Origin of the sequence: Phaeobacter sp. JH20_26, from assembly GCF_048056275.1 — a bacterium.
Taxonomy (GTDB): Bacteria; Pseudomonadota; Alphaproteobacteria; order Rhodobacterales; family Rhodobacteraceae; genus Phaeobacter; species Phaeobacter bryozoorum.
Genome location: NZ_JAYMWL010000005.1, coordinates 14,720 through 38,768 on the forward strand (window position 1 = coordinate 14,720; position 24,049 = coordinate 38,768).

22 protein-coding genes are annotated in these 24,049 nt (G+C 63.0%); 7 read left to right on the top strand and 15 right to left on the bottom strand.

What is annotated here, in order from left to right:
• Positions 1–20: 20 nt before the first annotated feature.
• The 3 genes from VWY60_RS01855 to VWY60_RS01865 all read right to left on the bottom strand — a co-directional run bounded on the left by VWY60_RS01855 (position 21) and on the right by VWY60_RS01865 (position 2,288).
• Positions 21–1,010 carry a Hint domain-containing protein gene (locus tag VWY60_RS01855; RefSeq protein ID WP_416592460.1) on the bottom strand — a complete coding sequence of 330 codons (990 nt, stop codon included), beginning with the start codon at positions 1,008–1,010 and terminating at the stop codon, positions 21–23.
• The gene (locus VWY60_RS01860) at positions 1,011–1,208 is read right to left on the bottom strand and encodes a hypothetical protein (protein ID WP_416540821.1); all 198 of its coding nucleotides are present in this window, start codon (positions 1,206–1,208) and stop codon (positions 1,011–1,013) included. It lies immediately after the preceding gene.
• 165 nt (positions 1,209–1,373) lie between these two features.
• Positions 1,374–2,288: a rhodanese-related sulfurtransferase gene (locus VWY60_RS01865; RefSeq protein WP_416534268.1), complete on the bottom strand. Its 915-nt coding sequence runs from the start codon at positions 2,286–2,288 to the stop codon at positions 1,374–1,376.
• A gap of 121 nt (positions 2,289–2,409) precedes the next feature.
• Between VWY60_RS01865 and pncA the strand changes: the two genes are divergently transcribed.
• The 3 genes from pncA to pncB all read left to right on the top strand — a co-directional run bounded on the left by pncA (position 2,410) and on the right by pncB (position 6,692).
• Positions 2,410–3,015, top strand: a complete 606-nt coding sequence (gene pncA, locus VWY60_RS01870) for a bifunctional nicotinamidase/pyrazinamidase (RefSeq protein WP_416540822.1) — start codon at positions 2,410–2,412, stop codon at positions 3,013–3,015.
• A 58-nt stretch (positions 3,016–3,073) separates the two neighbouring features.
• Positions 3,074–5,338, top strand: coding sequence for an ATP-binding protein (locus VWY60_RS01875; protein ID WP_416540823.1), 2,265 nt, complete (start codon positions 3,074–3,076; stop codon positions 5,336–5,338).
• 64 nt (positions 5,339–5,402) lie between these two features.
• On the top strand, positions 5,403–6,692 hold the full coding sequence (pncB, locus tag VWY60_RS01880) for a nicotinate phosphoribosyltransferase (RefSeq protein WP_416540824.1): 1,290 nt from the start codon (positions 5,403–5,405) through the stop codon (positions 6,690–6,692).
• A gap of 126 nt (positions 6,693–6,818) precedes the next feature.
• Here the strand turns inward: pncB and VWY60_RS01885 are convergent, their stop codons facing one another.
• From VWY60_RS01885 to VWY60_RS01905, 5 genes are all read right to left on the bottom strand, one after another.
• The gene (locus tag VWY60_RS01885; RefSeq protein ID WP_416540825.1) at positions 6,819–8,276 is read right to left on the bottom strand and encodes an aldehyde dehydrogenase family protein; all 1,458 of its coding nucleotides are present in this window, start codon (positions 8,274–8,276) and stop codon (positions 6,819–6,821) included.
• Positions 8,269–8,742, bottom strand: a complete 474-nt coding sequence (locus VWY60_RS01890) for a GNAT family N-acetyltransferase (RefSeq protein ID WP_340546383.1) — start codon at positions 8,740–8,742, stop codon at positions 8,269–8,271. The genes VWY60_RS01885 and VWY60_RS01890 overlap by 8 nt, the downstream gene beginning before the upstream one ends.
• Entirely contained in the window at positions 8,739–10,346 is a 1,608-nt protein-coding gene (locus VWY60_RS01895; RefSeq protein WP_416540826.1) for an ABC transporter ATP-binding protein, read from the bottom strand. Before VWY60_RS01895 ends, VWY60_RS01890 begins: the two co-directional genes overlap by 4 nt.
• Entirely contained in the window at positions 10,343–11,158 is an 816-nt protein-coding gene (locus VWY60_RS01900) for an ABC transporter permease (RefSeq protein WP_340546385.1), read from the bottom strand. Before VWY60_RS01900 ends, VWY60_RS01895 begins: the two co-directional genes overlap by 4 nt.
• Positions 11,159–11,279: 121 nt before the next feature.
• Positions 11,280–12,227 (bottom strand): ABC transporter permease, encoded by a 948-nt coding sequence (locus VWY60_RS01905; RefSeq protein ID WP_416534274.1) that lies wholly within the window; start codon positions 12,225–12,227, stop codon positions 11,280–11,282.
• A gap of 195 nt (positions 12,228–12,422) precedes the next feature.
• Here VWY60_RS01905 and VWY60_RS01910 point away from each other — a divergent pair, with 195 nt between their 5' ends.
• Positions 12,423–13,607: an acetoin utilization protein AcuC gene (locus VWY60_RS01910; protein WP_416540827.1), complete on the top strand. Its 1,185-nt coding sequence runs from the start codon at positions 12,423–12,425 to the stop codon at positions 13,605–13,607.
• A gap of 71 nt (positions 13,608–13,678) precedes the next feature.
• Here the strand turns inward: VWY60_RS01910 and VWY60_RS01915 are convergent, their stop codons facing one another.
• Entirely contained in the window at positions 13,679–15,157 is a 1,479-nt protein-coding gene (locus tag VWY60_RS01915) for an ABC transporter substrate-binding protein (RefSeq protein WP_416540828.1), read from the bottom strand.
• Positions 15,158–15,318: 161 nt separating this feature from the next.
• Here VWY60_RS01915 and panB point away from each other — a divergent pair, with 161 nt between their 5' ends.
• The 3 genes from panB (at position 15,319) to glpK (ending at position 18,599) form a co-directional block, all read left to right on the top strand.
• Complete coding sequence (gene panB, locus VWY60_RS01920; RefSeq protein WP_416540829.1) at positions 15,319–16,182, top strand: 3-methyl-2-oxobutanoate hydroxymethyltransferase; 864 nt, start codon at positions 15,319–15,321, stop codon at positions 16,180–16,182.
• A gap of 7 nt (positions 16,183–16,189) precedes the next feature.
• Positions 16,190–17,047: a pantoate--beta-alanine ligase gene (gene panC, locus VWY60_RS01925; protein WP_416540830.1), complete on the top strand. Its 858-nt coding sequence runs from the start codon at positions 16,190–16,192 to the stop codon at positions 17,045–17,047.
• A 67-nt stretch (positions 17,048–17,114) separates the two neighbouring features.
• Positions 17,115–18,599, top strand: coding sequence for a glycerol kinase GlpK (gene glpK, locus VWY60_RS01930; protein ID WP_416540831.1), 1,485 nt, complete (start codon positions 17,115–17,117; stop codon positions 18,597–18,599).
• Between the two features lie 99 nt (positions 18,600–18,698).
• Here the strand turns inward: glpK and VWY60_RS01935 are convergent, their stop codons facing one another.
• The 6 genes from VWY60_RS01935 to arfB all read right to left on the bottom strand — a co-directional run bounded on the left by VWY60_RS01935 (position 18,699) and on the right by arfB (position 23,876).
• Entirely contained in the window at positions 18,699–19,955 is a 1,257-nt protein-coding gene (locus VWY60_RS01935; RefSeq protein ID WP_416540832.1) for a flavin-dependent oxidoreductase, read from the bottom strand.
• Between the two features lie 110 nt (positions 19,956–20,065).
• Entirely contained in the window at positions 20,066–20,614 is a 549-nt protein-coding gene (gene idi, locus VWY60_RS01940) for an isopentenyl-diphosphate Delta-isomerase (RefSeq protein WP_416538259.1), read from the bottom strand.
• A 231-nt stretch (positions 20,615–20,845) separates the two neighbouring features.
• The gene (locus tag VWY60_RS01945; protein WP_416540833.1) at positions 20,846–21,310 is read right to left on the bottom strand and encodes a c-type cytochrome; all 465 of its coding nucleotides are present in this window, start codon (positions 21,308–21,310) and stop codon (positions 20,846–20,848) included.
• A gap of 150 nt (positions 21,311–21,460) precedes the next feature.
• A complete protein-coding gene (locus VWY60_RS01950) occupies positions 21,461–22,498 on the bottom strand; it encodes a P1 family peptidase (protein WP_416540834.1) in 1,038 nt (345 codons plus the stop codon).
• A gap of 129 nt (positions 22,499–22,627) precedes the next feature.
• Complete coding sequence (locus tag VWY60_RS01955) at positions 22,628–23,389, bottom strand: SDR family oxidoreductase (RefSeq protein ID WP_416534579.1); 762 nt, start codon at positions 23,387–23,389, stop codon at positions 22,628–22,630.
• A 67-nt stretch (positions 23,390–23,456) separates the two neighbouring features.
• Positions 23,457–23,876, bottom strand: coding sequence for an alternative ribosome rescue aminoacyl-tRNA hydrolase ArfB (gene arfB / locus VWY60_RS01960; protein WP_416534578.1), 420 nt, complete (start codon positions 23,874–23,876; stop codon positions 23,457–23,459).
• Positions 23,877–24,049 lie beyond the last annotated feature (173 nt).

Below are 24,049 nucleotides of genomic sequence, written 5' to 3' on the forward strand. Positions count from 1 at the left end.
CAACTTCACCTGTGCGATGCTTATGGCACTGCGACGGCGCCGCTTGCGAGAATGGGCTTGTTGTTTTTCAGATGCCGCGCCACCAACCGGCGTTGCTGTCTGCCACTGGGGATATGGCAGGCCGTGCGGCATGCGGCCTGCGGCGCAAGCAGCTCGGGAAACAGCAGGGTGACCTCTTCATAGGCCTCCGGCGTCAGCGCCTTCAGCGCTTCGGCACCGGTAAACAGGCTCTCGGTCGGGGCACCCTCGGCAAAAATCACCTCATGCCTGTCGAACAACAGGTGGAAATACTCCACCGGCTCGCAGGTCTGCTCGATATCAATACCAGGCAGCTCGGTCAGCCGCACGGCGGCGACCAGCACATCGGCGTCGGCAAACATCCGTTCGCTGATCTTTGACGAAACCAACATGCGATGCTGCCGAGACACCAGAAGATCGCGCATCGGCAGACCATGCCCCAGCGCCCCGGCGGTGATCCTGACCGGGCGCAGCTTGGGGTTGGCGCGCAGCGCATCCGCCGTCAGCGCGCGGCTCATCACCATACGCAGCGGCCGGTAGCTGCCATCAGCGATCAGCACGCGATCACCGGCGGTCAGGGAGTCGACAGCCACCCGACCCCGTTCGGTTTCGATCAGGGTGCCGCGGACAAAACAGGTGATCTCGGAATAATTCCAGCCCGTGGTGTGGCTCTGGTAACTGCCAAGCGTCGCACCAACGGTGAATTCAGAACCCGGGCCGGGGACAAAATACCAGCTGCCGCCGGTGTTGAAGAAATAGAAGGTCTCGACATGGGGGGTGCCGCCGGTGTCGGTAAAGGAGACGTCAATGGCGTAAGGCTCCCCTACAGATCCGCCGAAGGCGCCCCCGTTGATGCTGATACTCTCGTTGCCGTCGGCACCGCCCTGATAGGCCCCGTCATCGTCATCCAGCGTCGCGGTATAGGATGTATTGTACTGGGCGTTGTAGCCAGCCGCGCTCCAATTGAAGGCTGTGACGGTATACTGTGGCATCTAGCTCTGCCCCTGCGATCCGCTATCGTCTTGCGAAAGCGATTTGAACAGATGGCGCAGCCCTGCCGGATTGAGCTTGTACCGTATCGCCCCGGAGCCAAGCTCAGCCTCGGCCAACTGCCGCTCCGCCGCGCCCACCTCTGTGCCGCAGCGTGTTCTCAGATCTGAACAGAAGTCTTGGTTCTTGCGCGTCGCCATCACTCACCCGGCTCACTCTTTAATCATGGTTACCAATTACTTTAGGCGAGTGTGGCGTTTCGCCAAACAGTTTTTGCGCGACTCCACGCAGCGCCGCCGAAAAGGGGCCCGTAAATGCGCAGATCAGTGGCGATGTGATCGGTATCGCGGCGGCCGGCGCTGGCCTCAGCGCAGCGGCAGATGGCCCAGGTGGTCGTCGCCGCGTTCCCGCGCCAGTCTCATCTGTTTCTGCCGCTCGCGGAACCGGGCCTTGTCGGCCTCAGAGGTCTCATTGATACAGAGATGGCAGGACACCCCCTGCTCAAAGGCCGGATTGGATTTGTCCTCTGGCAGAATGGGCCTGCGGCAGCCGTTGCACAGCTCATGCGGACCTTCCAGCAACCCATGTCCGACGGACACCCGGCTGTCAAAGACGAAACATTCGCCGGTCCAGCTGCTGTCTTCCTGCGGCATCTCCTCAAGATAGCGCAGGATACCACCTTTCAGGTGATAGACATCCTCCACGCCCTGACCAATCAGGAAGTTGGTGGATTTCTCGCAGCGGATGCCACCGGTGCAGAACATCGCAACACGCTTGTTGTGGAACCGGTCCTTGTTCTGTTCCCACCAGGCCGGAAATTCGCGGAAGCTCTCGGTCTTGGGGTCGATCGCGCCTTCGAAGGTACCGATGGCAACCTCGTAGTCATTGCGGGTGTCGATCACAACCACATCGTCCGAGCGGATCAGATCGTTCCAGTCTTCCGGCTCCACGTAATGGCCGACGCGGGCACGCGGGTCGATGTCCGGCTGGCCCATGGTGACGATCTCTTTCTTCAGCCGCACCTTCATCTTGCCAAAGGGGGGCTTGTCGCTGGTGGCTTCCTTCCATTCAAGATCGCTGCAACCGGGCAGCGCCTTGATATGGGCCAGCACCGCATCAATCCCGGCGCGCGGGCCAGCGATGGTGCCGTTGATGCCTTCCTGCGCCAGCAGCAATGAGCCCCTGACCCCCTGCGCCTCGCAAAGGGCCAGAAGCGCCGGTTTCAGAGCGGCGGGATCGTCGAAACGGGTGAAGTGGTAGAGAGCGGCAATCGTATACATGGCGCCGCTCTACACCAACCAGGCAAGGCGCTGCAAGGTCGTGGAATGCCGCATCGCCGCAGCTTTGTTGACGGGTGGGCGCAGGGGGCGTACCCCTGTCAGGCAAGACGTGGAGAACCCGATGACCAAAGCCCTGATCGTGATTGATGTTCAGCTGGATTTCTGCCCCGGCGGTGCCCTGGCGGTGCCGGACGGGGATCAGGTCGTGGCGCCAATCAATGCGATGATGCCTGATTACGACGCAGTGCTGATGACACAGGACTGGCACCCGGCCGACCACAGTTCCTTTGCTTCGCAACACCGCGACGCTGCCGCCTATGACAGCATCGACATGCCCTATGGCCCGCAGGTGCTCTGGCCCGATCACTGCGTGATCGACAGCGCCGGGGCGCAGTTCCACCCGGATCTGGACCTGCGTGGCGACCTGATTCTGCGCAAGGGTTACCGCCGTCATATCGACAGCTATTCGGCGTTCTTTGAAAACGACCAGAGCACGCCCACCGGATTGCACGGCTATCTGCAGGACCGCGGCATCCGCGATCTGACGCTGGTCGGGCTTGCCACCGATTTTTGTGTCGCATTTTCGGCACTGGATGCCGCCCGTTTGGGCTACGACGTGACAGTGGATTTGACAGCCTGCCGCGCGATTGATCTGGATGGCTCTCTGACAACCGCAGTGACGCATATGCAATCGGCAGGCGTGCGGCTGGTTGGTGCCTTTGGGTAAGTTATTAACGAATTGACGATATTCAGAGACTCGTCGTCATCAGGGACCTTGCAAAGAGATGCCGCAGGCCGATGCGCTCAACACTGGGCCGCTAGAAACCTATAGCAGGCGATACAGCCAGCGCGGGCTGCTCAACCGCTATGCGGATGGGCGGTGCCGGTATTTTGCGTTCCGCCAGCTGATCATGGCAGGGCTGTCGGCGCTGATCGGTCTGCTGATATCGCCAATGGCTGGTCTCTTGGTCTTTGTGGTCGCGTTTCTCGGCGACCTGGTTGATACGCTCTACCTTATGAGGGCAACGCCGATTGCGGATAATGCCCCCTATAAGCGCGTGCTGGCCATCAGCAGCCTCACCGCTGGGGTGCAGGCGGTTTCCCTCTCCTTTCTGGCCTGTTCACCATCGTATTTCATCCACGCGGAAAACCATCTGCATCAGGCCCATGCCACGCCGCTGTTCACCGTCGGTATCCTGGTCGGGGCCGCCATCAATGCCACGGTGATCCTGCCCTATCAGATCTCTGCCGGTATCGTGCGGCTGGTGGTCTATGCGCTGACACCTCTGGTCAGCATCGCGATTGAAACCCTTGCCGATCACAGCACTGCCGTGATCGAGGTGCAGTCCTTTCAATTCGCCGGTCTGGGCGTGCTCTATGTCAGCGTCTTCTTCTTCGTCAGCTTTATCGCGGGTCGTTACCACCGCAGCCGGAAAAACACCCTGGCGATGGCCCTGCAACATAAGCAGCTGGCCAAGATCAACGCCAAGCTACAGGCCCAGCAGCTGCAATCCCAACAGCTTGCTCTGGTGGCCGAGAATGCCAACGACAGCGTCTTCCTCATGGATCAGGAGGGGCGGATCACATGGGTCAATGAGGCGTTCACCCGGATCACCGGCTACCGCTACGATGAGGCGATCGGCAGGATGCCGGGTGAGCTGCTGAACGGTGAAGACACCGATATGGCGGTGGTCAAGGCACTGGAGAAGGGGCGCGCCACCGGCAAACCGTTTCGGCTTGAGATCTGCAATCGTCGCAAGGATGGTCAGCGTCTGTGGTTGGAGACCAATCAGGTGCCGATGCTGCGCGACGACGGGACGGTGGAGACCATCATTGCCGTCGAACGTGATATCACCGCCTCCAAACAATACGAACAGCAGCTGAAGGATGCCCGCATCGCCGCGGAGGAGGGCGCGCGGGTGAAATCCGAATTCCTCGCCACCATGAGCCATGAGATCCGCACCCCGATGAACGGGGTTATCGGGATGGCGCAGATGCTGGAACGGACCAATCTGGATGACGAGCAAAAGCTCTATGCCGATACGATCCTCGGCTCGGCCCGCACCCTTTTGTCGCTGATCAACGATGTGCTTGATCTCTCGAAGATGGACGCGGGCGAGGTCATCCTGAGCGAGGTTGATTTTGATCTGCGCGCCTGTTTCCAGCAGACCTTGAAGCTGTTTGAACCGCAGGCGCAGGAGAAGGGCATCAGCCTTGATCTCGATATCGCGCCGGACGTGCCCCGGCTGATCAATGGCGACGACCGGCGCCTGCGCCAGGTCTTGCTGAATCTGGTCGGCAATGCGGTGAAATTCACCGAGACCGGCGGCGTTCGCGTCGCGGTGGCCACCACGCAGGCGGGCGACCGGCTGCGCCTGCGCTTCTCGGTCACCGATACAGGCATCGGCATCGCCAAGGACAAGCAGGATCAGATCTTTGAACGCTTCTCTCAGGCCGATGCGGCGATCACGCGGCGGTTTGGCGGCACCGGTCTTGGCCTAACCATATCGCGCCTCCTGTGCGAGGCGATGGGCGGTGAGATCGACGTGACCTCTGACCTTGGCAAAGGGGCCTGTTTTTCCGTCCACCTGCGCATGCAGCCTGCCACTGGCTCCGCCCTGTCCGACACCGACGGCACCATCCCGCAGGAAGAAGGCTGTTTGCAGGGGATGCGTATCCTCGTCGCTGAGGACAACAGGATCAACCGCCTCCTGGTTGAGAAATACCTTCAGGACGAACCGGTTACACTGGAATTTGCCGTGGATGGCGCCGAGGCGGTCGAGAAAACGCCGGAGTTTGATCCCGATGTCATTCTGATGGATATGTCGATGCCGGTGATGAACGGGCTGGAGGCCACCCGCATGATCCGCGAGATGGAGATCCGCCAGCCTGTCATTGCGGCACTGACGGCCAATGCCTTTGATTCCGATCGCGAGGCCTGCCTGTCCGCGGGCATGGATGATTTCCTCAGCAAGCCGATCAACCGCGATGACCTGCTTGCGGTTCTGTGCAAACACAGCATTCCTCAGGGGCGTCGCGCAGCAGTCTGATTTCCTTTGCTCCTGGCTGCGGCCTGTTTTATCAACCATTGAAACACGATGGATGAGGCCGCCTGTGGACATTGCAACCCGCGTCTATAACCACAAGTGGAAGATCGATCCGATCGTGCGCTCGCTGATCGACACCGATTTTTACAAACTGCTGATGTGCCAGTCGGTGTATCGCAATCGCCGCGACACCAATGTCCGCTTCTCGTTGATCAACCGATCCAAACATATCCCGCTGGCCGATCTGATCGACGAAGGCGAGCTGCGCGAACAGCTCGACCACATCCGCTCGCTATCGCTGTCGCGTGGCGAAAGCACCTGGCTGCGCGGCAATACGTTCTACGGCAAGCGCCAGATGTTCCGCTCCGATTTCATGGAGTGGTTCGAGGGGTTGCGCCTGCCGCCCTATGAGCTGGAGCGCAAGGGCGACCAATACGAACTGACGTTTGAAGGCAAATGGCCCGAGGTCATGCTCTGGGAAATCCCGGCCCTGTCGGTTCTTATGGAACTGCGCAGCCGGGCGGTGATCAACAGCATGGGCCGGTTTGAACTCCAGGTGCTCTATGCCCGCGCCATGACCCGGGTCTGGGAAAAGATTGAACAGCTGCGCGACATAGACGGCCTCAGCATCGCCGATTTCGGCACCCGCCGCCGTCATGGGTTTCTCTGGCAGGACTGGTGTGTGCAGGCGATGATGGAGGGGCTGGGCGATAAATTCACCGGTACCTCGAACTGCCTGATTGCCATGCGCCGCGAGGTTGAGGCTATTGGCACCAACGCCCATGAGCTGCCGATGGTCTATTCCGCGCTGGCCGAAGATGATGCCGCACTTGCGCGGGCCCCCTATGATGTGCTGTCCGACTGGCATGACGAGCATGAAGGCAATCTGCGCATCATCCTGCCCGATACCTATGGCACCCGGGGTTTCCTGGATCGCGCGCCGGACTGGCTGGCGGGCTGGACCGGCATCCGTATCGACAGCGGCGATCCCGCAAGCGGCGCCGAAACTGCGATCCGCTGGTGGCAGGAGCGGGGCGAGGACCCGCAGGACAAACGGGTGATCTTCTCCGACGGATTGGATGTTGCCAAGATCAAGGAACTGCATGCGCAGTTTTCAGGCCGCACCAAAGTGTCCTTTGGCTGGGGCACGCTGCTGACCAATGACTTCCGCGGGCTGGTGCCGGATGACGGCCTCGCGCCGTTCTCCCTGGTGTGCAAGGCGGTGTCGGCCAATGGCCGCCCCACCGTCAAACTCTCCGACAACCCGGAAAAGGCGATGGGCCCGCAGGCTGAAATCGACCGTTACAAGCGGGTGTTTGGTGTCGGTGAACAGCAAAGCCAGGCGGTAATAGTCTAGAAATACTTCGCCCATCTGGGGGCGTTGGGCGCGGATTTCCCAATAAGTTGCGGCAATAGATCTGCCCCAATGTTTCGCACGCGAAACAATGGGTGAGTCCTGCTGACCTTGATCGCGGGCGTCGGCCTAGCCGTGATAGGCCGCAACCGTTTTCAGCTGCGAAAAACCGTAGAGCGCCTCAAGGCCTTTTTCGCGGCCATGGCCCGATTTGCCCACCCCGCCAAAGGGCAGCTCAACCCCGCCACCGGCGCCATAGTTGTTGAGGAAGACCTGACCCGCGCGCAGGCGCTTGGCCAGCCGCATCTGGCGGGCGCCGTCGCGGGTCCAGATGCCCGCAACCAGCCCGTAGTCGGTGCTGTTGGCAATCCGGACCGCCTCTGCCTCATCCTCAAATGGGATCAGCACCTGCACCGGACCGAATACCTCGTCCTGCGCCAGCGGATGATCCGCCGCAACATCTGCAAACAGGGTTGGGCGCACATAGGCGCCTTTGTCGCTGGCCGCCTCACTCAGCACACCCTGCGCCGCAATCGTGAGGTCGGCGCCCTGCGCCAGATAGCCCTCGACGATCTCTTTCTGCCGGGCGGAAATCAGCGGTCCCAGACGCAAGTCGGACAGGGCCGGCCCCACGGTCAGTCGGCTGTAGGCCTCGGCCATGGCGGCGCGCACCTGATCATAGACGCCCCGTTGCACCAGAATGCGCGAAGCGGCGGAACAGGTCTGGCCTGCGTTCTGGATCCCTGCGTTCACCAGAAACGGCAGGGCGGCCTCCAGATCGGCATCGTCAAACACCAGCTGCGGAGACTTCCCACCCAGTTCCAGCGTGACCGGCACCACATTGGCCCCTGCCGCCTGCTGCACCAGCGCGCCGGTTCTGACCGACCCGGTAAAGGAGATATGATCAACACCCGGATGCCCCGCCAGCGCCGCGCCAGCCTCGGCGCCGATGCCCGGAACCACGTTCAGCGCGCCTGCGGGCAGCCCGGCCTCCACCGCGATATGGGCAAAGGCGAGCGCGGTCAGGCAGGCTTCCTCGGCGGGTTTCAGGACGCAGGCATTGCCCATTGCCAGCGCGGCACCGACAGAACGGCCGATGATCTGCATCGGGTAGTTCCAGGGTACGATATGACCGGTGACCCCATGGGGTTCGCGCAGGGTGTAGACGGTATAACCGGCCTGATAGGGGATGGTCTCGCCATGCAGTTTGTCCGCCGCGCCGCCGTAGAATTCCAGATACCGCGCCAGCGCCACCGCATCCGCCCGCGCCTGTGTCAGTGGCTTGCCGACGTCCAGTGCCTCCAGCTGGGCGAGGGTCTCGACCCGTTCCAGCACCATCTGGCCCATCCGGGTCAGAAGCCGCCCGCGTTCGGTGGCGGTCATCTCTCCCCAAACACCATTCAGAGCGGTGCGGGCAGCGGCAACCGCGGCGTCAATGTCGTGGGAGTCACCACGGGCAATCTGGCAGAGGATATTGCCATCAGACGGGTTCGTGAGGGGAAGCGTTTCGCCCCCAGCAGGGGCCTGCCAGCTGCCACCGATCAGGCAGAGTGCGGGATCAAACCAAAGCGGCGCTGCGTCAGTCATTCTGGGCTCCTGCGATGTGGAAACTGTAACTCTTGATCTGATTCTCGGTAAAAGGCGCGCCTTCACGCAGCTGCTCGACCCCCTTCACGGCGCTGAGACAGGTGCCCCAGAACGCCACTGCATTGGGCGAGCCTGCGGAAATGCCCATTCGCCAATACCCCGGAAATTCGGCAAAGATCAGGCTGGCCGCGGCATGGCCGTACCCCTGCCTGCGATAGGCCGGATCAATGGCAAATTCCGACAGTTCACGGCGATCATCGGGCAGGTTAAGTACGATGGCAAACCCGATGCGGTCCTGCTCCTGGCGGATCCAGAACGCCGTCACATCCTTGCGGTGCAGCATCTGGCCTGCGCGCTCACTGGGGTCGATCCGCAGGTCCGGGGCAATTTCGGAGTAGTAGCGGGTCAGCGCCGCTGCCAGCCGCGCCCGTTCGCGCGGCAGGATCAAGGTCAGTCTAAAGCTCATGCAGCCCCCGTTTTCAGATCGGGTAGCACCGGAGCGGCTGCGATCAGAGATGTCGTATATGGATGTTGCGGATTGGCAAACAGATCTTCTGTCCTGCCGTGTTCGACGATCTGACCCTTTTGCATGACCAGACAGCGGTCGGTCATGCTGCGCACCACATGCAGGTCATGGCTGATGAACAGATAGCTGAGCCCATAGGAGGTGCAGAGCTCTGCCAGAAGGTCAAGGATCTGCGCCCGCACGGAGACATCCAGCGCCGAGACCGCTTCGTCAAACAGGATCAGCTCCGGCCGGGTGATGAGCGCGCGGGCAATGGCGATGCGCTGGCGCTGCCCGCCGGAAAACTGGTGGATATAGCGGCCTGCGTCCTCGGGGTTGAGGCCAACGGCACTTAGTGCCTCAGCCACGCGATCGTCCCGGTCTTGCCCACTGGGGGCGTCTGGAACGCCGTGGAAGGGTTCGGTGATCAGCCGTGCGACGCGGTGGCGGGGGTTGAAACTGCCAAAGGGATCCTGGAACACCACCTGCATCTTGCGCCGCTGCTCGGTGCTCAACCCCCTGGGCGACAGCGGGGTGCCATCCAGCAGGATCTCGCCGCCTTGCAGCGGTTCCAGCCCCAGAATGGCGCGGGTCAGGGTGGATTTCCCGCAGCCGGACTCGCCCACCAGACCCAGCCGTTCGCCACGATGCAGGGCAAAGCTGACGTGATCCACCGCGCGCATATGGTCTGCTGGCGCAAACAGGCGTTTGCGTGGCAGGGGATAGTCGCGCACCGCGTCGCGCACCTCCAGAAGGGGGGTGTCCTGCGGGTCGGTATCCACCACCGGGGGCAGGGCGGCCTGATGGTTCGAGGCGGCAAAGAGTTTCTGCGTATAGGGATGACGGCGATTGGCAAGAAGCTGCGTCGTGCTGCCGGTCTCGACCACTTCGCCTTTTCGCATGACGACGATCTGGTCGGCAATATCAGCCACCACCGCGAGATCATGGGTGATGATGATCATCCCCATACCGTAGTCGCGCACCAGATCGCGCAGCAGGTCGAGGATCTGCGCCTGTGTTGTCACATCCAGCGCGGTTGTCGGCTCATCTGCGATCAGCAGCGCCGGCCGCATGGCGATGGCCATGGCGATGACCACGCGCTGGCGCTGGCCACCGGACAGCTCGTGCGGATAGCGGCTGAGCGGGAAGCGTTCGGCGGGCAGGCCCACCCGGTCCAGCAGGCTGCGCGCCTCTGCTTCGGCTTCGGCTTTGGTCACGCTGCTGTGTAGCAGGAGGGTTTCCATCACCTGATCGCCAATGCTCTGCACCGGGTTGAGCGCGGTCATCGGCTCCTGAAACACCATGCCAATCTTGCGCCCGCGCAGATCGCACATCTGCTCTTCGCTCAGCGCCAGCAGGTCCTGGCCCTCAAGGCTCAGATGCCCGGAGAGGCGGGTGCAATTGGGCAGAAGCCGCAGGATGGTCAGCGCGGTCAGGGATTTGCCGGACCCGCTTTCGCCGGTGATGGCTAGGATCTCGCCCGGATCTACCGACAGGGAGACATCACGCAGGATCGGGAAGGTCCCGATGGAGAGCGAGAGGTTGGTGATCTCAAGCAGGGTCACGCGCGACCTCCCTGCAATTTCGGGTCCAGCCAGTCGCGCAGCCCGTCCCCCATCAGGTTGAGGCCCAGAACGGTGAGGATGATCGCGCAGCCCGGCACCAGCGCCATATGGGGGGCGAGGCTGACCATGGTCTGCGCATCGGCCAGCATCCGGCCCCAGCTGGGCACCGGCGGTTGTGCGCCAAGGCCGACGTAGCTGAGCCCCGCCTCGGCCAGAATGCCAAGCGAGAACTGGATGGTGCCCTGCACGATCAGCAGGTTGGCGACATTGGGCAGGATATGTTCGGCTGAAATTCTGGTCGCGCCCTTGCCTGCGACGCGGGCGGCCAGAATGAACTCCCGCTGCCAGAGCGACAGCGCCGCGCCACGGGTGACGCGGGCAAAGACGGGGATGTTGAAAATGCCGATGGCGATGATCGCATTGATCGCACCGGCGCCAAGGATGGCAGTGATCAGGATGGCGATCACCAACGACGGGAAGGCAAAGACCAGATCATTGGCCCGCATGATGCCTTCGTCCAGCCAGGACCCGCGTTTGGCTGCCGCGGCGAGGCCAAGCGGCACGCCAAGCCCCATGCCGATGCCCACCGCCACCAGTGCCACCGCAATCGAGGTGCGTGCGCCAACCATGATCATCGACAGGATATCGCGGCCAAAGTGATCGGTGCCGAGCCAGTGTATGGCGTTTGGGGCTTGCAGCTTGGCGGGGATGTTCATCGCGGTGTGGTCGTAAGGCGTCCAGATGAACGACAGCAGTGCTGCCAGCAGAACCAGTGCGGAGAGGACACCACCAAGGATGAGACTACGGGTCATCGGGGGCCTCGCGTGTCGCGGAGTGGCTTGCGTCCGACCCTGGGTGGGTGCAAAGCGCCCTCCCGGGGGGAGGGTCGGGCGCTGCCCGGCTGTGCCGGGCATGTGCGGGACATGTGGTTTGTCATCCGCGCCCCCGCAGTCTTGGGTCGACCAGCGCATAGGTCAGATCGACAAGGAAATTCACCAGGATCACCGCAAAGACCAGAAGCATCACGACGCTTTCCACCACGATCAGATCGCGGGCAGAGATCGCCTGAAACACCAGCCGCCCCAGACCCGGCAGGTAGAACACCTGTTCAATGATGATCGCGCCGGCAAGGAGGAAGGAAAACTGCAACCCGATGATGGTCAGCACCGGGATCAGCGCATTGCGCAGCCCGTGACGCCACAGGGCCTGCCGCTGGCTCAACCCCTTGGCGCGGGCGGTGCGGATGAAATCCTCGCCCAGAATATCCAACAGAGCCGAGCGCATGACGCGGGCCAGAATAGCCGCCTGCGGCAGGGCCAGCGCAATGGCGGGCAGGGTGAGGGAATGCAGCGCGGCCAGCGGGCCGGCCTCCCAGCCGACAAACCCGCCGGCACTGAACCAGCGCAGATTGATGGCAAACACCAGCACCAGCATCATCGCAAACCAGAAGTTCGGGACAGCGACCCCCAGCTGGGTTGCGCCCATCACGGCAATATCCCCTGATTTGCCCCGGCGCGCGGCGGCATAGATGCCTGCGGGCAAGGCAATCAGTGTCGAGAGTGTCAGCGCATAGATCGCAAGCGGCAGCGAGACCCAGAGCCGATCCGCAACCATCCGGGCCACCGGTGTGCGATAGGTATAGGAGGTGCCGAAATCGCCCTGCAACATGCCGGTGGACCAGCTGATGTAGCGGGCGAATTTCCCCTCGTCCAAGCCCAGTTCGCTGCGCAGGGCAGCGATCGTGTCGGGCTGTGCGTTGATTCCCAGCATGAAGGAGGCCGGATCGCCCGGTGCAATCTCGATGACGAAGAAGATCACCCAAGAGGCGATGACAAGGCTGACGATCAGCGACAGCAGGCGTTTGGCGATATAGCGTCCCATTGGCGGCAGGTTAGGGGGGCGCTGGGCGGGGGTCCAGAGCGGGCGGGCATCGACCTTGATAAATCGTCAAAGGCATTGTTTTCCAGTTGTCTGGCAGGATCGCATTAGGCGAAGGCGTGCGGCTATCGCGCAGCTGTCGCGTCGGTTGCAGATACGGGGTTTGGCGGCGCGCGGTTCCGGGCTATCTCTGGTCGCATGACACCGAGAACCGCCGCCATTTCACTGTCTGATCCTGCTCGGACAAGGTCCGTTCCAAAGGCGCTGGAGGCGCCGGTTTTTATCGGCTCGGAGATTTACCGTGGTTCCAGCTACGGGCGTGCGCATCCTTTGCGGGTGCCGAGGGTCTCAACGGTGATGGATCTGACACGGGCGCTGGGCTGGCTGCCTACGGCGCAGTATCAGGTCTCTCCCCGGGCAAAGCCTGCCGCCCTTCGGCGCTGGCACAGCGCTGAGTATATCGCGGCGCTTCAGGCTGCCGAGCAGGCGCAGGCTGTCAGCGATGAGGTCAAGGCACGCCATCACATCGGCACCATTTCCAACCCGGTGTTCCCCGAGATTTTTCGAAGGCCGGCCACGGCCGCCGGCGGATCTATTCTGGCCGGTGAGCAGCTCGCGCATGGTGGGGTGATCTACAATCCGGCCGGTGGCACCCATCACGGGATGCCGGATCGGGCGAATGGGTTCTGTTATCTGAACGACCCGGTGCTGGCGATGCTGTCACTGCGCCATCACGGTGCAGAGCGGATCGCCTATGTCGATATTGATGCCCATCATGCCGATGGGGTCGAGCATGGGTTTGCGGGGGATCCCGATGTGTTGATGATCTCCACCCATGAGGAGAACCTCTGGCCGAAGACTGGTCGGCTGGACGATGACGCAGGCGGAAACGCGCTGAATCTGCCGGTGCCGCGCGGGTTCAATGACAGCGAGATGGGCTATGTGCTGGAAGAGCTGATCCTGCCGGCGGTGGCGGATTTCGCGCCTGATGCGGTGGTCCTGCAATGCGGGGCGGATGCGGTCACCGAGGATCCTTTGGCGCATCTGGATCTGTCCAACAACGCGCATTGGTCGGTGGTGGCGGCGCTGCGCCCGCTTGCGCCGCGCTATCTGGTGCTGGGTGGCGGTGGCTATAATCCATGGTCCGTCGGGCGGCTGTGGACCGGGGTCTGGGCGGTGCTGAACGGGCATCAGATCCCCGAGCGTCTGCCACCGGCGGCCGAGGGGGTGCTGCGTGGGCTGGAGTTCAAGGGGCATCGTCTGGGGCGGAACCCGCCGGAGCATTGGTTCACCACGTTGCGCGATGAACCGCGTCCCGGCCCCGTGTGCGATCAGATCCGCGAGGCTGTGACGCTGCTGCGCAGGCGGCGGGGGCTGCGCTGAGGCCTGAGAAAACGGCTACAGCGCCCCGGTCTGAGGCGCTGTTATTCAGTCTCTAACACTGTGGGAATGGTCTATTTTGCCCAGCTGACCGCCGTCAGGTCGGTGGCCTGTGTGGGGGCATTGGCCCAGAGACCTTGCAGATCCGCCTTGGCCACGCTCAGCGATGCCAGCTGGAACAGGAAGCCATTCACATAGTCGTTTGCGATGATCTCCTGCGCCTGTTGCAGCATCTTTGTTCGGGTGTCGGGATCGGTGGTGCCCGAGAGATCCGTCATCAGCTGCTGGAAGGCGGCATTGTCATACTGGAAGTAGTAATCGGGGCGGGCATAGATGCCGATATCCATCGGCTCCGTGTGGCTGACGATGGAGAGGCCAAAGCTTTTGCCCCGGAACACGGTTTCCAGCCACTGCGCCCATTCCACATTGATGATCTCTGCGGTGATGCCGACCTCGGCCAGCTGGGCGGCGATGATTTCCCCGCCCCGGCGCGCATATGAGGGCGGCGGCAGGTGCAGCGTGGTGGTGAAGCCATCGGCCAGACCCGCCTCGGTCAGGAGGGCGCGGGATTTCTCCGGGTCATAGGCGCTGCTGCCGGTCAGATCGACATAGGCGGGGTGATGTGGTGCGAAATGGCTGCCAATCGGCGTGCCGTAGCCGAACATCGCACCATCAATGATGGCCTGACGGTCGATCGCATGGGCGACGGCGGCGCGGACCTTGGGATTGTCGAAGGGCGCCTGTTTGTTGTTGATCGACAGGATTGTCTCGCCCTCGGTGGAGCCGACAAGCACCTGAAACCGCGGGTCGGCCTCAAACTGGGGCAGGTTTTCTGGCGCGGGGAAACCGGAGAAGGCATCGACATCTTCGGCCATCATCGCCGCAAAGGCCGCCGTGGGATCGGAGATGAATTTGAAGGTTGCTCCGTCCAGCATGGCGGGCGTGCCCCAGTAATCCGGGTTGCGCACAAGATCTATCCGGTCGCCCTGAACCCAGCCATCAAAGGCAAAGGCCCCGGTGCCGACGGGCATGGTCTTGATGCTCTCGATGCTTTCGGGGGCCACGATGACGGCATCGCCCCATGCAAGGTTGAACAGCATCATACCGTTGGGCTGCGACAGGGTCAGCCTGACGGTGAGCGGATCGACCGCATCAACACTGGCGATATCTGCAAACAGCGCCTTCTGGGCATTTGTGCTATCCTCGGCGCGGGCGCGATCAAGGCTGAATTTCACATCCTCGGCGTCCATCGTGGAGCCATCGTGAAAGCGGACGTCCTTGTGCAGAGAGAAGGTGTAGGTCAGCCCATCCTCGGAGATTTCCCAGCTCTCGGCGAGACCGGGTACAACCGAGCCATCGCCCATGAAGCGGGTGAGCCCTTCAAAGACGTTGGAATAGAGCACCTGATCAATGGCCCCGGCGGCAGCGCTGGTGGGGTCCAGATGTGGTGGTTCCAGCTGCAGGGCCACGGTGACGGTCTCTCGCGCCGCAGCCGCCCCCGCCAGAATGGACAGTGCGGAACTGGCAGCAAACAGGAATGGCAATCGTGTCATTGGTGGTCTCTCCCTCTGGGTGGTGGCCGCATTTTGTGACCTTTCGGAAAACTGTTCCGCGTTTTCCGTCAGGTAATCAAGGTTAGCGGGACATTTCGCCCCCTAGAAGCGCGCAGCGTAAATTGCTAGCGGTGCGCAATGCGAACGGAGAGGACAGCATCATGAGTGCAACGGCCCGCAAAATGGCACCCAATGCCGAGGATATTCGCGCCCGCAAAGGCGGCACCCCGCTGGTGAGCCTGACCGCCTATACCACACCGATGGCGCAGCTGATGGACGCGCATTGCGATTTTGTGTTGGTCGGCGACAGCGTTGGCATGGTGCTGCATGGTTTGCCCTCGACGCTTGGCGTCACGATGGAGATGATGATCCTGCACGGGCAGGCGGTGGCGCGCGGATTGAAACAGGCGATGATGGTCATCGACATGCCCTTTGCCAGCTATGAGGAAGATCCGCAGCAGGCGTTTCGCAATGCCGCAAGGCTGATGGCTGAAACCGGCGCCGGGGCGGTCAAGCTGGAGGGCGGTGTCGAGATGGCCGAGACCATCCGCTTTCTCGTGAAGCGCGGCATCCCGGTGATGGCGCATATCGGCCTCACGCCGCAGTCGATCAACACGCTGGGGGGCTACAAGGTGCAGGGCCGCGACGCGCAGGCCGATGCCGTGCTGGCGGATGCTCATGCGGTGGCGGAGGCAGGCGCGTTTTCCGTGGTGCTGGAAAAGGTGCCGCAGGGGCTGGCCGATCGGATCACCGCTGAGGTGGCGATTCCGACCATCGGTATCGGGGCCAGTGCCGACTGTGACGGTCAGATTCTGGTTGTCGATGACATGCTGGGATTCTTTACCGCCTTTAAGCCCAAATTCGTGAAACGTTATGCCGATCTCGGCCCCTTGGCAGAGGCGGCGATTTCCGAGTATGCAGCCGAGGTGCGCGCGCGGAGCTTCCCGGCGGCCGAACATGTATTTGCAGACCAGGCCCCGGCACCGACGACGGCGGCACCGGCCAAGGCCCCGCAAAAGGACTGATCCCATCATGACTGCTCCGATCCTACGCCGCCTGAGCGAATTGCGTGCGCTGCATTCCGACTGGCGCCGCGAGGGCGCGCGTATCGGCCTGGTGCCCACCATGGGGGCGCTGCATGACGGTCATCTGTCACTGGTGGCGGCGGCCAAGGCAGCTTGTGACCGGGTGATCGTCACCATTTTCGTGAACCCCAAACAGTTCAACAATGCCGAGGATCTGGCCAAATATCCGCGCACTGAACTGACCGACGCGGAGAAACTGGCGCCCTACGGGGTCGATGCCATCTATGTGCCCGACCCGGATCAGATCTACCCCGAAGGCTATGCGACCACGGTGTCGGTGGCGGGGCTGACCGATGTGCTGGAGGGCGAGTTTCGTCCGGGTCATTTTGACGGGGTGGCGACGGTGGTGGCGAAGCTGTTTCTACAAAGCGGCGCCGATCAGGCATTTTTCGGCGAGAAGGATTATCAGCAGCTGATGGTGGTCACCCGTATGGCGCGGGATCTGGATATTCCGATCACCGTGCAGGGCTGTGCCACGGTGCGCGAAGCCTCCGGGCTGGCGATGTCCTCGCGCAATATGCGCCTGTCAGCCGAGGCGCTGGGCAAGGCGGGGCAGCTTTATCCGGTGCTTAGCGACCTGGCCGGGCAGCTGCGCGGTGGGGCCGAGTTTGGTGCGCTTGTCGAGCGCGCGCGTGCGCGACTGGCCGCGGCCGGTTTTGGCGAGATCGAATATCTGGACCTGCGCTGTGCCGAGACGCTGGCCCCACTTGTCCGCCCCGACCGCCCGGCCCGGCTGCTGGCGGCTGCCTGGCTGGATGGCATCCGGTTGATCGACAATATCGCGGTTGATCAACTAAATGATTAGTAGGGGCTGGTAGCGGTCGCAGTTTTACGTCTAATCTCTGCTCCAAACGACCCAGGGGAGGGGCAAGATGACGTATATTCTGGCGATTGATCAGGGCACGACCTCGACCAGAGCGATCCTGTTCGATGATAAGATGCAGGCGGTGGGATCCGCGCAGCAGGAATTCCCGCAGCATTTTCCGCAGGCCGGCTGGGTCGAGCATGACCCGGAGGATCTGTGGAGCACGACGCTGGATGTCTGTCGGCAGGTGATGCAGGCGCAGGACGTCAAGGCGGCGGATATTGCCGGCATCGGTATCACCAACCAGCGCGAAACCACGGTGGTCTGGGATCGCCACAGCGGCAAGGCGGTCCACAATGCCATTGTCTGGCAGGACCGCCGCACCAGCGCCATCTGCGAAGAGCTGCGCGCCGCGGGCCACGAGGACAGCGTGCGCCAGAAAACCGGGCTGCTGCTGGATCCCTATTTCTCGGGCACCAAGCTGAAGTGGATTCTGGACACCGTTCCAGATGCCTGCGCCCGGGCCGAGGCGGGAGATCTGCTGTTTGGCACTGTCGACAGCTTTCTGATCTGGCGGCTGACCGGTGGCGCCTCCCATGTGACCGATGCGACCAATGCGGCGCGGACGCTGATGTATGATATCCGCAAGGGGCGCTGGAGCAGCGAGATCTGCGGCTTTCTCGGGGTGCCGCGCGGGATGTTGCCGGAGGTCAAGGATTGTGCCGCAGATTTCGGCACCACCAAGGCAGAGTTCCTCGGCGGCGAGATCGCCATTCTGGGGGTTGCCGGCGATCAGCAGGCGGCCACCATCGGGCAGGCCTGTTTCCAGCCGGGGATGATGAAATCGACCTATGGCACGGGCTGTTTTGCGCTGCTGAACACCGGTGATACGCCGGTTGTGTCGCAGAACCGGATGCTGACCACCATTGCCTATCAGCTGGACGGCGCGCCGACCTATGCGCTGGAGGGGTCCATTTTCATCGCCGGTGCGGCGGTGCAATGGCTGCGCGACGGTCTGGGCATTATCGGCTCGGCCCAGGAGAGCGGTGCCCTGGCGCGCAATGCCGATCCCGGTCAGGACGTCATTCTGGTGCCGGCCTTTACCGGGCTTGGTGCGCCTTATTGGAAACCCGATTGCCGGGGCGGGATGTTTGGTCTGACCCGCAGCTCGGGGCCTGCGGAATTTGCCCGCGCGGCGTTGCAGAGCGTGGCCTATCAGACCCGTGACCTCTGGGAGGCGATGCGGGCGGATTGGCAAGGCGAGAGTCTGGTCACCCTGCGGGTGGATGGCGGCATGAGTGCCAGCAACTGGACCATGCAGAGCCTGGCGGATCTGTTGGGGGCGGCTGTGGATCGGCCGGTGATGCAGGAAACCACCGCGCTTGGGGCCGCCTGGCTGGCGGGGATGCGGGCGGGTGTCTATCCCGATCAGGCCGGGTTTGCCGAGACCTGGGCGCTGGATCAGCAATTCACCCCGGCGATGGATGAAGACCGGCGCAGCGCCGCCTATGGGCGCTGGAAACGCGCGGTTGAGGCAGTGATCGGCGTCTGACATTGCCGCAGGCGGGCGCTCCCGCCTGTTCCGTCACAGTCGTGGACTGTGTCTGCGCAGTTGGGGGTGGCGCCGCGCGATGCGCGGCGCCCGGTCGCCTCAGTTGATGCGGGTGCCTGCGGGTATGGTGCGGGGGCGGGCGTTCAGCTCTTCGATCGAAAACCCGGCGATGGATTTGTATTTCGCGGCATGGGCGGCGAGCTGATCCTGCGGGATAACGTCGTTGATGTCGGTGAACTCCCCGCCGCAGAGATCCTCGACCTGTTGCAACACGCCGTCGGGGCCTCCCCCTGCGCGGTTGGCCATGCCAACGGCGGTGGTGACGGGACGCAGGGCGTTTTCGTAGCGGGTGAGGGCCTCAGGTGTTGCGCCATGAGTCAGCATCTGGGCGCCAATCACGCGGGCGTCGACAATGGCCTGGCTGGCGCCGTTAGACCCGACCGGATAGGTCGGATGTGCGGCGTCGCCCATCAGGCTGACCGGACCATCCTGCCAGCATGGTAGCGGGTCGCGGTCCACCATTGGATATTCATAGACGGTTTCGGCTCCGGTGATCAGCGCGGGCACGTCGATCCAGTCAAAGCGCCAATCGGCAAAATCCGGCAGAACATCATCTATGTCGGCAGCGCGGTTCCAGCTTTCCTTGTTCCGGGGCACACCGGGATCGAATTGTTTCTCTGCGATCCAGTTGATTACCGCCTTGCCGTTGGCGTCGGGCGCGCTGATCGGATAGGCCACCAGCCGCAGGTGGTTATGGCCGATCATTGCCATGGCCGCGCCGCCGTGGAAGGCCGGGGCCTGTGTGGTGGCGCGCCACAGGATGCGACCGTTCCAGATCGGTGCGCCCTCACCCGGATACATCTGCGCGCGGATGGCGGAATGGATGCCGTCGGCGCCGATCAGGAGATTGCCCTGCGCGCCGCGCCCGCCGTCCAGATGCAGGGTGACGCCGTGATCTGTGAGCTCATATCCCGCCGCCCGCGCGCCGGTGGTGAGGACGCTGTCGCCCGCGCGGGCGAGGAGCGCGTGATAGAGCATCATCTGCAAGGCGCCGCGATGGACGGAAAACTGCGGCCAGCTGTAGCCCGCCGCCTGGCCGCGCGGCTCCTCCCAGATGGTGTTGCCCAGTTTGGAATAAAATCCCACCTGCCGTGTGCGGACGCCGATGGCGGAGAGCTCGGCCTCCAGCCCCAGATCGAAGAGTTCGCGCACCGCATTGGGTTGCAGATTGATGCCGACGCCCATCGGTTTCAGTGTTTCGGTGGCCTCGTAGATGTGGAAGGGTACACCCAGCTCGTGCAGGGTGAGGCCAAGTGTGAGCCCCGCGATCCCGGCCCCCGCAATCATCACTGTCATCTGGCCTGCCCTCTTGTGCGCTGTCGATATGCCGATATTAGGATCACGGCACCCGCATCGGGGCAAGGGGGGGCAGATGCCTTGGTTAGAGCCTGATAGCCGCGGATGCGTCAGCTGTCCTCGCTGCTGCCGAGGCTGAGGTCGGGGCCGAAGATCACGTCGGAATAGCTGTTGAGGTAGATCTTGAGCCAGGGGGTGAAGCGATCCGGGTGGCGCTTCACCTCGGCCAGAAGGTCGTGGTAATCGACCCAGCGGGTCTCCATCACCTCATCCGGGTTGGGGGTGAGCTGCGGCGCGCGGTGGGCATGGGCGAGAAAGACATCAACCACCTCATGTTCGATCAGCCCGTTGCCGACATCGGCGCGGTATTCGAGGTGATGGCGAAACTCGGGGTAGAGACCGGTGATGCCCAGCTCCTCCTGCATCCGGCGGACCGCGCAGGCGGAGGAGGATTCATCCCATTGCGGATGGGTGCAGCAGGTGTTCGCCCACAGACCGGGGGTATGGTATTTGCCCAGAGCGCGGCGCTGCATCAGGATTTCGCCGCCCTTGACCACAAAGACCGAAACGGCCTTGTGCTTCAGCCCCTGTTCATGGGCAGCCAGCTTTTCAACCGGCGTCAGGGTGCCATTCACCCAGGCGGGGATCAGGTGGGTCATTGCAGGAGCTCGCAAGGATTGTGCAAGGGGCTGGGCTGTGCGGCCATCGGGCAGATATGGTTGTCATCGGGTGGAGGTCAATCCCGCAACCAAGGCTGGCCAGAGTTGCGGGTGCGTGGTTGCGGGTGCCGACGCGGAACGGTCAATATCCCAGCAGAAAACGAAAGGCAATTGTGCGAAAAGCCGCGGCCAGGGGCGCGCGGCTTTTGCTGTCGTGTCAGGGGACCGGGATCAGTTGGTCGCGGTCTCATCTGTGGTGGCGTCTGCGTCGCCTTCGGCGGCATCAGCGGGGCCGTGCATCGCGAGGAAGGCATAGATGTCTTCGGCGCCTTTCTTCAGGCGGAAGGACATTTTGGATTTCGCTTTGGAATCACCCAGATAATCGCGCAGGAAAGCCTTGGGATCGGCGGTATAGGCGGCGAAGCTCTCTTCGTCCCATACCAGCCCCTGTTCGCCTGCGGCCACCATGTCGTCGCCGTATTTATAGCCGTCCGCGGTGCCGGCGGTGCGGCCGACAACGCCCCAGAGGTTCGGGCCGGTTTTGCCGCCCTTGATGATCACGTCACCGCTGTCCGAGACAACCATGTGGCAGGATTTGCACTTGTTGAAGCCCGTTTCGCCCTTGTCGGCGTCGCCTTCGGCAAAGGCAGGGGCTGCAATCAGGCCAAGGGCCGCTACAGCAGTCAGAAGTTTCATGTCGCTTGCTCCAAAATTGAGTTGGCTCGATCAATACGCGCCGGATCTGCAGGAAAGTCAAACGGGCGTATTGCCGCGTTGGCTCTCGGTCGGGCGCTGCGACAGTTCACCTGTGTCAGATCGCGCCGAGGTCAAGGGGAGGCCGTGGCGTCACATGTCCTGCCAAGAGGGCAGCAGATCGCCGGGTTCGGCATGCGCGAGCGCGGCAGCGCGGGCGATGGCGCGACTGAGGCAGAGGGCGGCGGCATGTCCGATGGCGCCCAGATCAGCGCCCAGATCACCGTCGCTGATGGTCTTTGCCGGATCTGCGGTGCTGACCGCAAAAACCAGATCGCCGTCGCCGGGGGAATGTGCCGGTACGATGGCGCGTCCGATGCCGTCATGGGCGGCAATGGCGAGCCGCTGGCATTGTGATTTGCTCAGCGCCGCGTCGGTCGCCACAATGGCAATGGTGGTATTGCTGCCCTCGGTCGGCAGTTCGGTGCCCTGCGCCAGCGCCTGCATGGCGGCGATCTTGAGGCTCGGGGCGGGGGTGGTGAAGCCGGTGGCGGGATCGACGCCTGCACCGCCGAACTCCCCGTCAATTTCATAAGGAGCGGCCCAGAAATGGCGGTCTCCCGGTGTGGTGACCGAACCGAGCGGATTGGCCGCGACCAGCGCTCCGATGGTGGTGCCGTCCGGCAGGACAAAGGAGGCTGATCCGAGCCCACCCTTGAGTCGTGCTGCAAGAGCTCCGGTGCCCGCCCCGACGGTGCCAAGGGCAAAGCAGTGATCAGCCGCTTCATAGGCGGCGCGACCGAGGGCGGCATAGGGGTTTTCCGACCAGTCCTTATCGCCGCCGTTCAGGAGGTCAAAGAGGATCGCACCCGGCACGATCGGCACGCGCGCAGGCCCCACGGCAAAGCCCCGTCCGGCGGCGCGCAGCCCTGCGACCACGCCGGAGCAGGCATCCAGCCCGAAGGCGGAGCCGCCGGAGAGCACCAGCGCATCAATCTGAGCGACGGATTTGTCCGGTGCCAGCAGATCGGTTTCGCGGGTGCCCGGCGCGCCGCCCATCACATGCACCCCGGCCGTAAAGGGCCGATCGGCGGTCAGCACGGTGGTGCCGGATTTCAGCCGCCGGTCTTGGGCATTGCCAACCTTGAGGCCGGGGACATCGGTGATCAGGTTGCGCGGGCCGGGTTTCATCGGGTGTCTCCTGTTGGGGCGGGCATCTGGGGCAGATTATGGCAGGGGCGCGCTGGCGCGCGCGGCCTCCGGCGGGAGTATTTCTGGAAAGATGACAGGCGGGTCGGATATTTGGTCGGGCTTGGGCGGTCAGATACAGCGCCCGCCGTCGACCTCCAGCGCGACGCCGGTCACCATGCTGGCCTCATCCGAGCAGAGGTAGCAGGCGGCATTGCCCATATCCTCCGGGGTGGAAAAGCGGCCGATTGGAATGGTGGAGAGGAACTTGGCGCGGATTTCCGGCGTATCCTCTCCCATGAAGGTTTTCAGCAGCGGGGTTTCGCCCGCGACCGGGTTGATCGCATTGACCCGCACCCCGGCGGCGGCAAGCTCAACCGCCATGGTGCGGGTTGCGGTGATCATCCAGCCCTTGGAGGCATTGTACCAGTTGAGATTGGGACGGGGTGAGATGCCGGCGGTGGAGGCGACATTCAGGATGGCGCCGGAGTGGCGCGCCTTCATATGCGGCACCAATGCGCGGGCGGTCAGGTAGACGGATTTCATATTGACGGCAAAGACGCGGTCGAAATCCTCTTCGCTGACGTTTTCAAGCGGCGTCGGCAGGTGGCTGACACCAGCGTTGTTGACCAGAATATCGACCTGTCCGAATTGATCCAGCGCCGTGGCCGCCATCTGATCGACCGAGGCGCGGTCGGAGACATCGACGGTCTGGGCAAATGCCCGATCTGTGCCATGGCTGTTGCGGGCCTGTTCTGCGGCCTCTGCGGCGGCGTCGGCGTTGATATCGGCAATCATCACCCGCGCGCCCTCCTGCAGGAATTTGGTGACGATGCCGGCGCCAAAGCCTGAGGCCCCGCCGGTTACAATGGCGCATTTCCCTGCCAGCCGCATATGCTCTCTCCCCGAATTGACTCGGCGGCAGCTTGGCGGAGACCGGGGAGCAGCGCAATCGCCTGTCTCAGTCCGGGTCGATCTTACCGCGCGTCGCCTTGATGTCGCCGCGCTGGCGTTTGGCCTCCAGACGGCGGCGTACCGAGCCGCGGGTGGGTTTGGTGGCAATGCGGCGTTTGGGGACAATCAGGGCCTGGCGGATCAGTTCGGCCAGGCGTTCGCGCACCAGATCACGGTTGCGCTGCTGCGAGCGGGTTTCGTCGCATTGCAGGATGATCGCGCCATCCTTGGTCCAGCGGCGGCCGGCCAGCCGTTTCAGGCGCGATTTCACCGCCGGGCTGAGCGCCGGGGAGCGTGCGGCCTCGAACCGCAGTTCGACGGCGGAGGAGACCTTGTTCACGTTCTGCCCGCCGGGACCTGAGGCGCGCATAAAGCTTTCGGTCAATTCCCAGTCCTGTAGGGCGATGGTGTCGGTAATGTGCAACATGGGCGAACCATAATCTGCCGTATCGCCAAGGTCCAAGCGAAAGCCGTGGCTGGGAGGTCACGGGAGGGCATCGCGTGACGCAAAAAGGGCCGCCCCGACGGAGGCGGCCCTTTCCGAAAGTCTGTAAGAGCAAAGGCAGGTTAGGGTCTGAAACCCAGCCGGATGGCGACTGC

Bases quoted from the DNA above. Each gene is read 5' to 3' on its own strand.
- idi (WP_416538259.1), bottom strand. From the start codon at position 20,614: ATGACCCACCTGATCCCCGCCTGGGTGAATGGCACCCTGACGCCGGTT.
- arfB (WP_416534578.1), bottom strand. From the start codon at position 23,876: ATGTTGCACATTACCGACACCATCGCCCTACAGGACTGGGAATTGACC.
- VWY60_RS01875 (WP_416540823.1), top strand. From the start codon at position 3,074: ATGCCGCAGGCCGATGCGCTCAACACTGGGCCGCTAGAAACCTATAGC.
- VWY60_RS01910 (WP_416540827.1), top strand. From the start codon at position 12,423: ATGACACCGAGAACCGCCGCCATTTCACTGTCTGATCCTGCTCGGACA.
- VWY60_RS01950 (WP_416540834.1), bottom strand. From the start codon at position 22,498: ATGAAACCCGGCCCGCGCAACCTGATCACCGATGTCCCCGGCCTCAAG.
- VWY60_RS01935 (WP_416540832.1), bottom strand. From the start codon at position 19,955: ATGACAGTGATGATTGCGGGGGCCGGGATCGCGGGGCTCACACTTGGC.
- VWY60_RS01855 (WP_416592460.1), bottom strand. From the start codon at position 1,010: ATGCCACAGTATACCGTCACAGCCTTCAATTGGAGCGCGGCTGGCTAC.
- pncA (WP_416540822.1), top strand. From the start codon at position 2,410: ATGACCAAAGCCCTGATCGTGATTGATGTTCAGCTGGATTTCTGCCCC.
- VWY60_RS01905 (WP_416534274.1), bottom strand. From the start codon at position 12,227: ATGGGACGCTATATCGCCAAACGCCTGCTGTCGCTGATCGTCAGCCTT.
- VWY60_RS01885 (WP_416540825.1), bottom strand. From the start codon at position 8,276: ATGACTGACGCAGCGCCGCTTTGGTTTGATCCCGCACTCTGCCTGATC.
- panB (WP_416540829.1), top strand. From the start codon at position 15,319: ATGAGTGCAACGGCCCGCAAAATGGCACCCAATGCCGAGGATATTCGC.
- VWY60_RS01915 (WP_416540828.1), bottom strand. From the start codon at position 15,157: ATGACACGATTGCCATTCCTGTTTGCTGCCAGTTCCGCACTGTCCATT.
- VWY60_RS01900 (WP_340546385.1), bottom strand. From the start codon at position 11,158: ATGACCCGTAGTCTCATCCTTGGTGGTGTCCTCTCCGCACTGGTTCTG.
- VWY60_RS01945 (WP_416540833.1), bottom strand. From the start codon at position 21,310: ATGAAACTTCTGACTGCTGTAGCGGCCCTTGGCCTGATTGCAGCCCCT.
- VWY60_RS01955 (WP_416534579.1), bottom strand. From the start codon at position 23,389: ATGCGGCTGGCAGGGAAATGCGCCATTGTAACCGGCGGGGCCTCAGGC.
- glpK (WP_416540831.1), top strand. From the start codon at position 17,115: ATGACGTATATTCTGGCGATTGATCAGGGCACGACCTCGACCAGAGCG.
- VWY60_RS01860 (WP_416540821.1), bottom strand. From the start codon at position 1,208: ATGGCGACGCGCAAGAACCAAGACTTCTGTTCAGATCTGAGAACACGC.
- VWY60_RS01890 (WP_340546383.1), bottom strand. From the start codon at position 8,742: ATGAGCTTTAGACTGACCTTGATCCTGCCGCGCGAACGGGCGCGGCTG.
- VWY60_RS01865 (WP_416534268.1), bottom strand. From the start codon at position 2,288: ATGTATACGATTGCCGCTCTCTACCACTTCACCCGTTTCGACGATCCC.
- panC (WP_416540830.1), top strand. From the start codon at position 16,190: ATGACTGCTCCGATCCTACGCCGCCTGAGCGAATTGCGTGCGCTGCAT.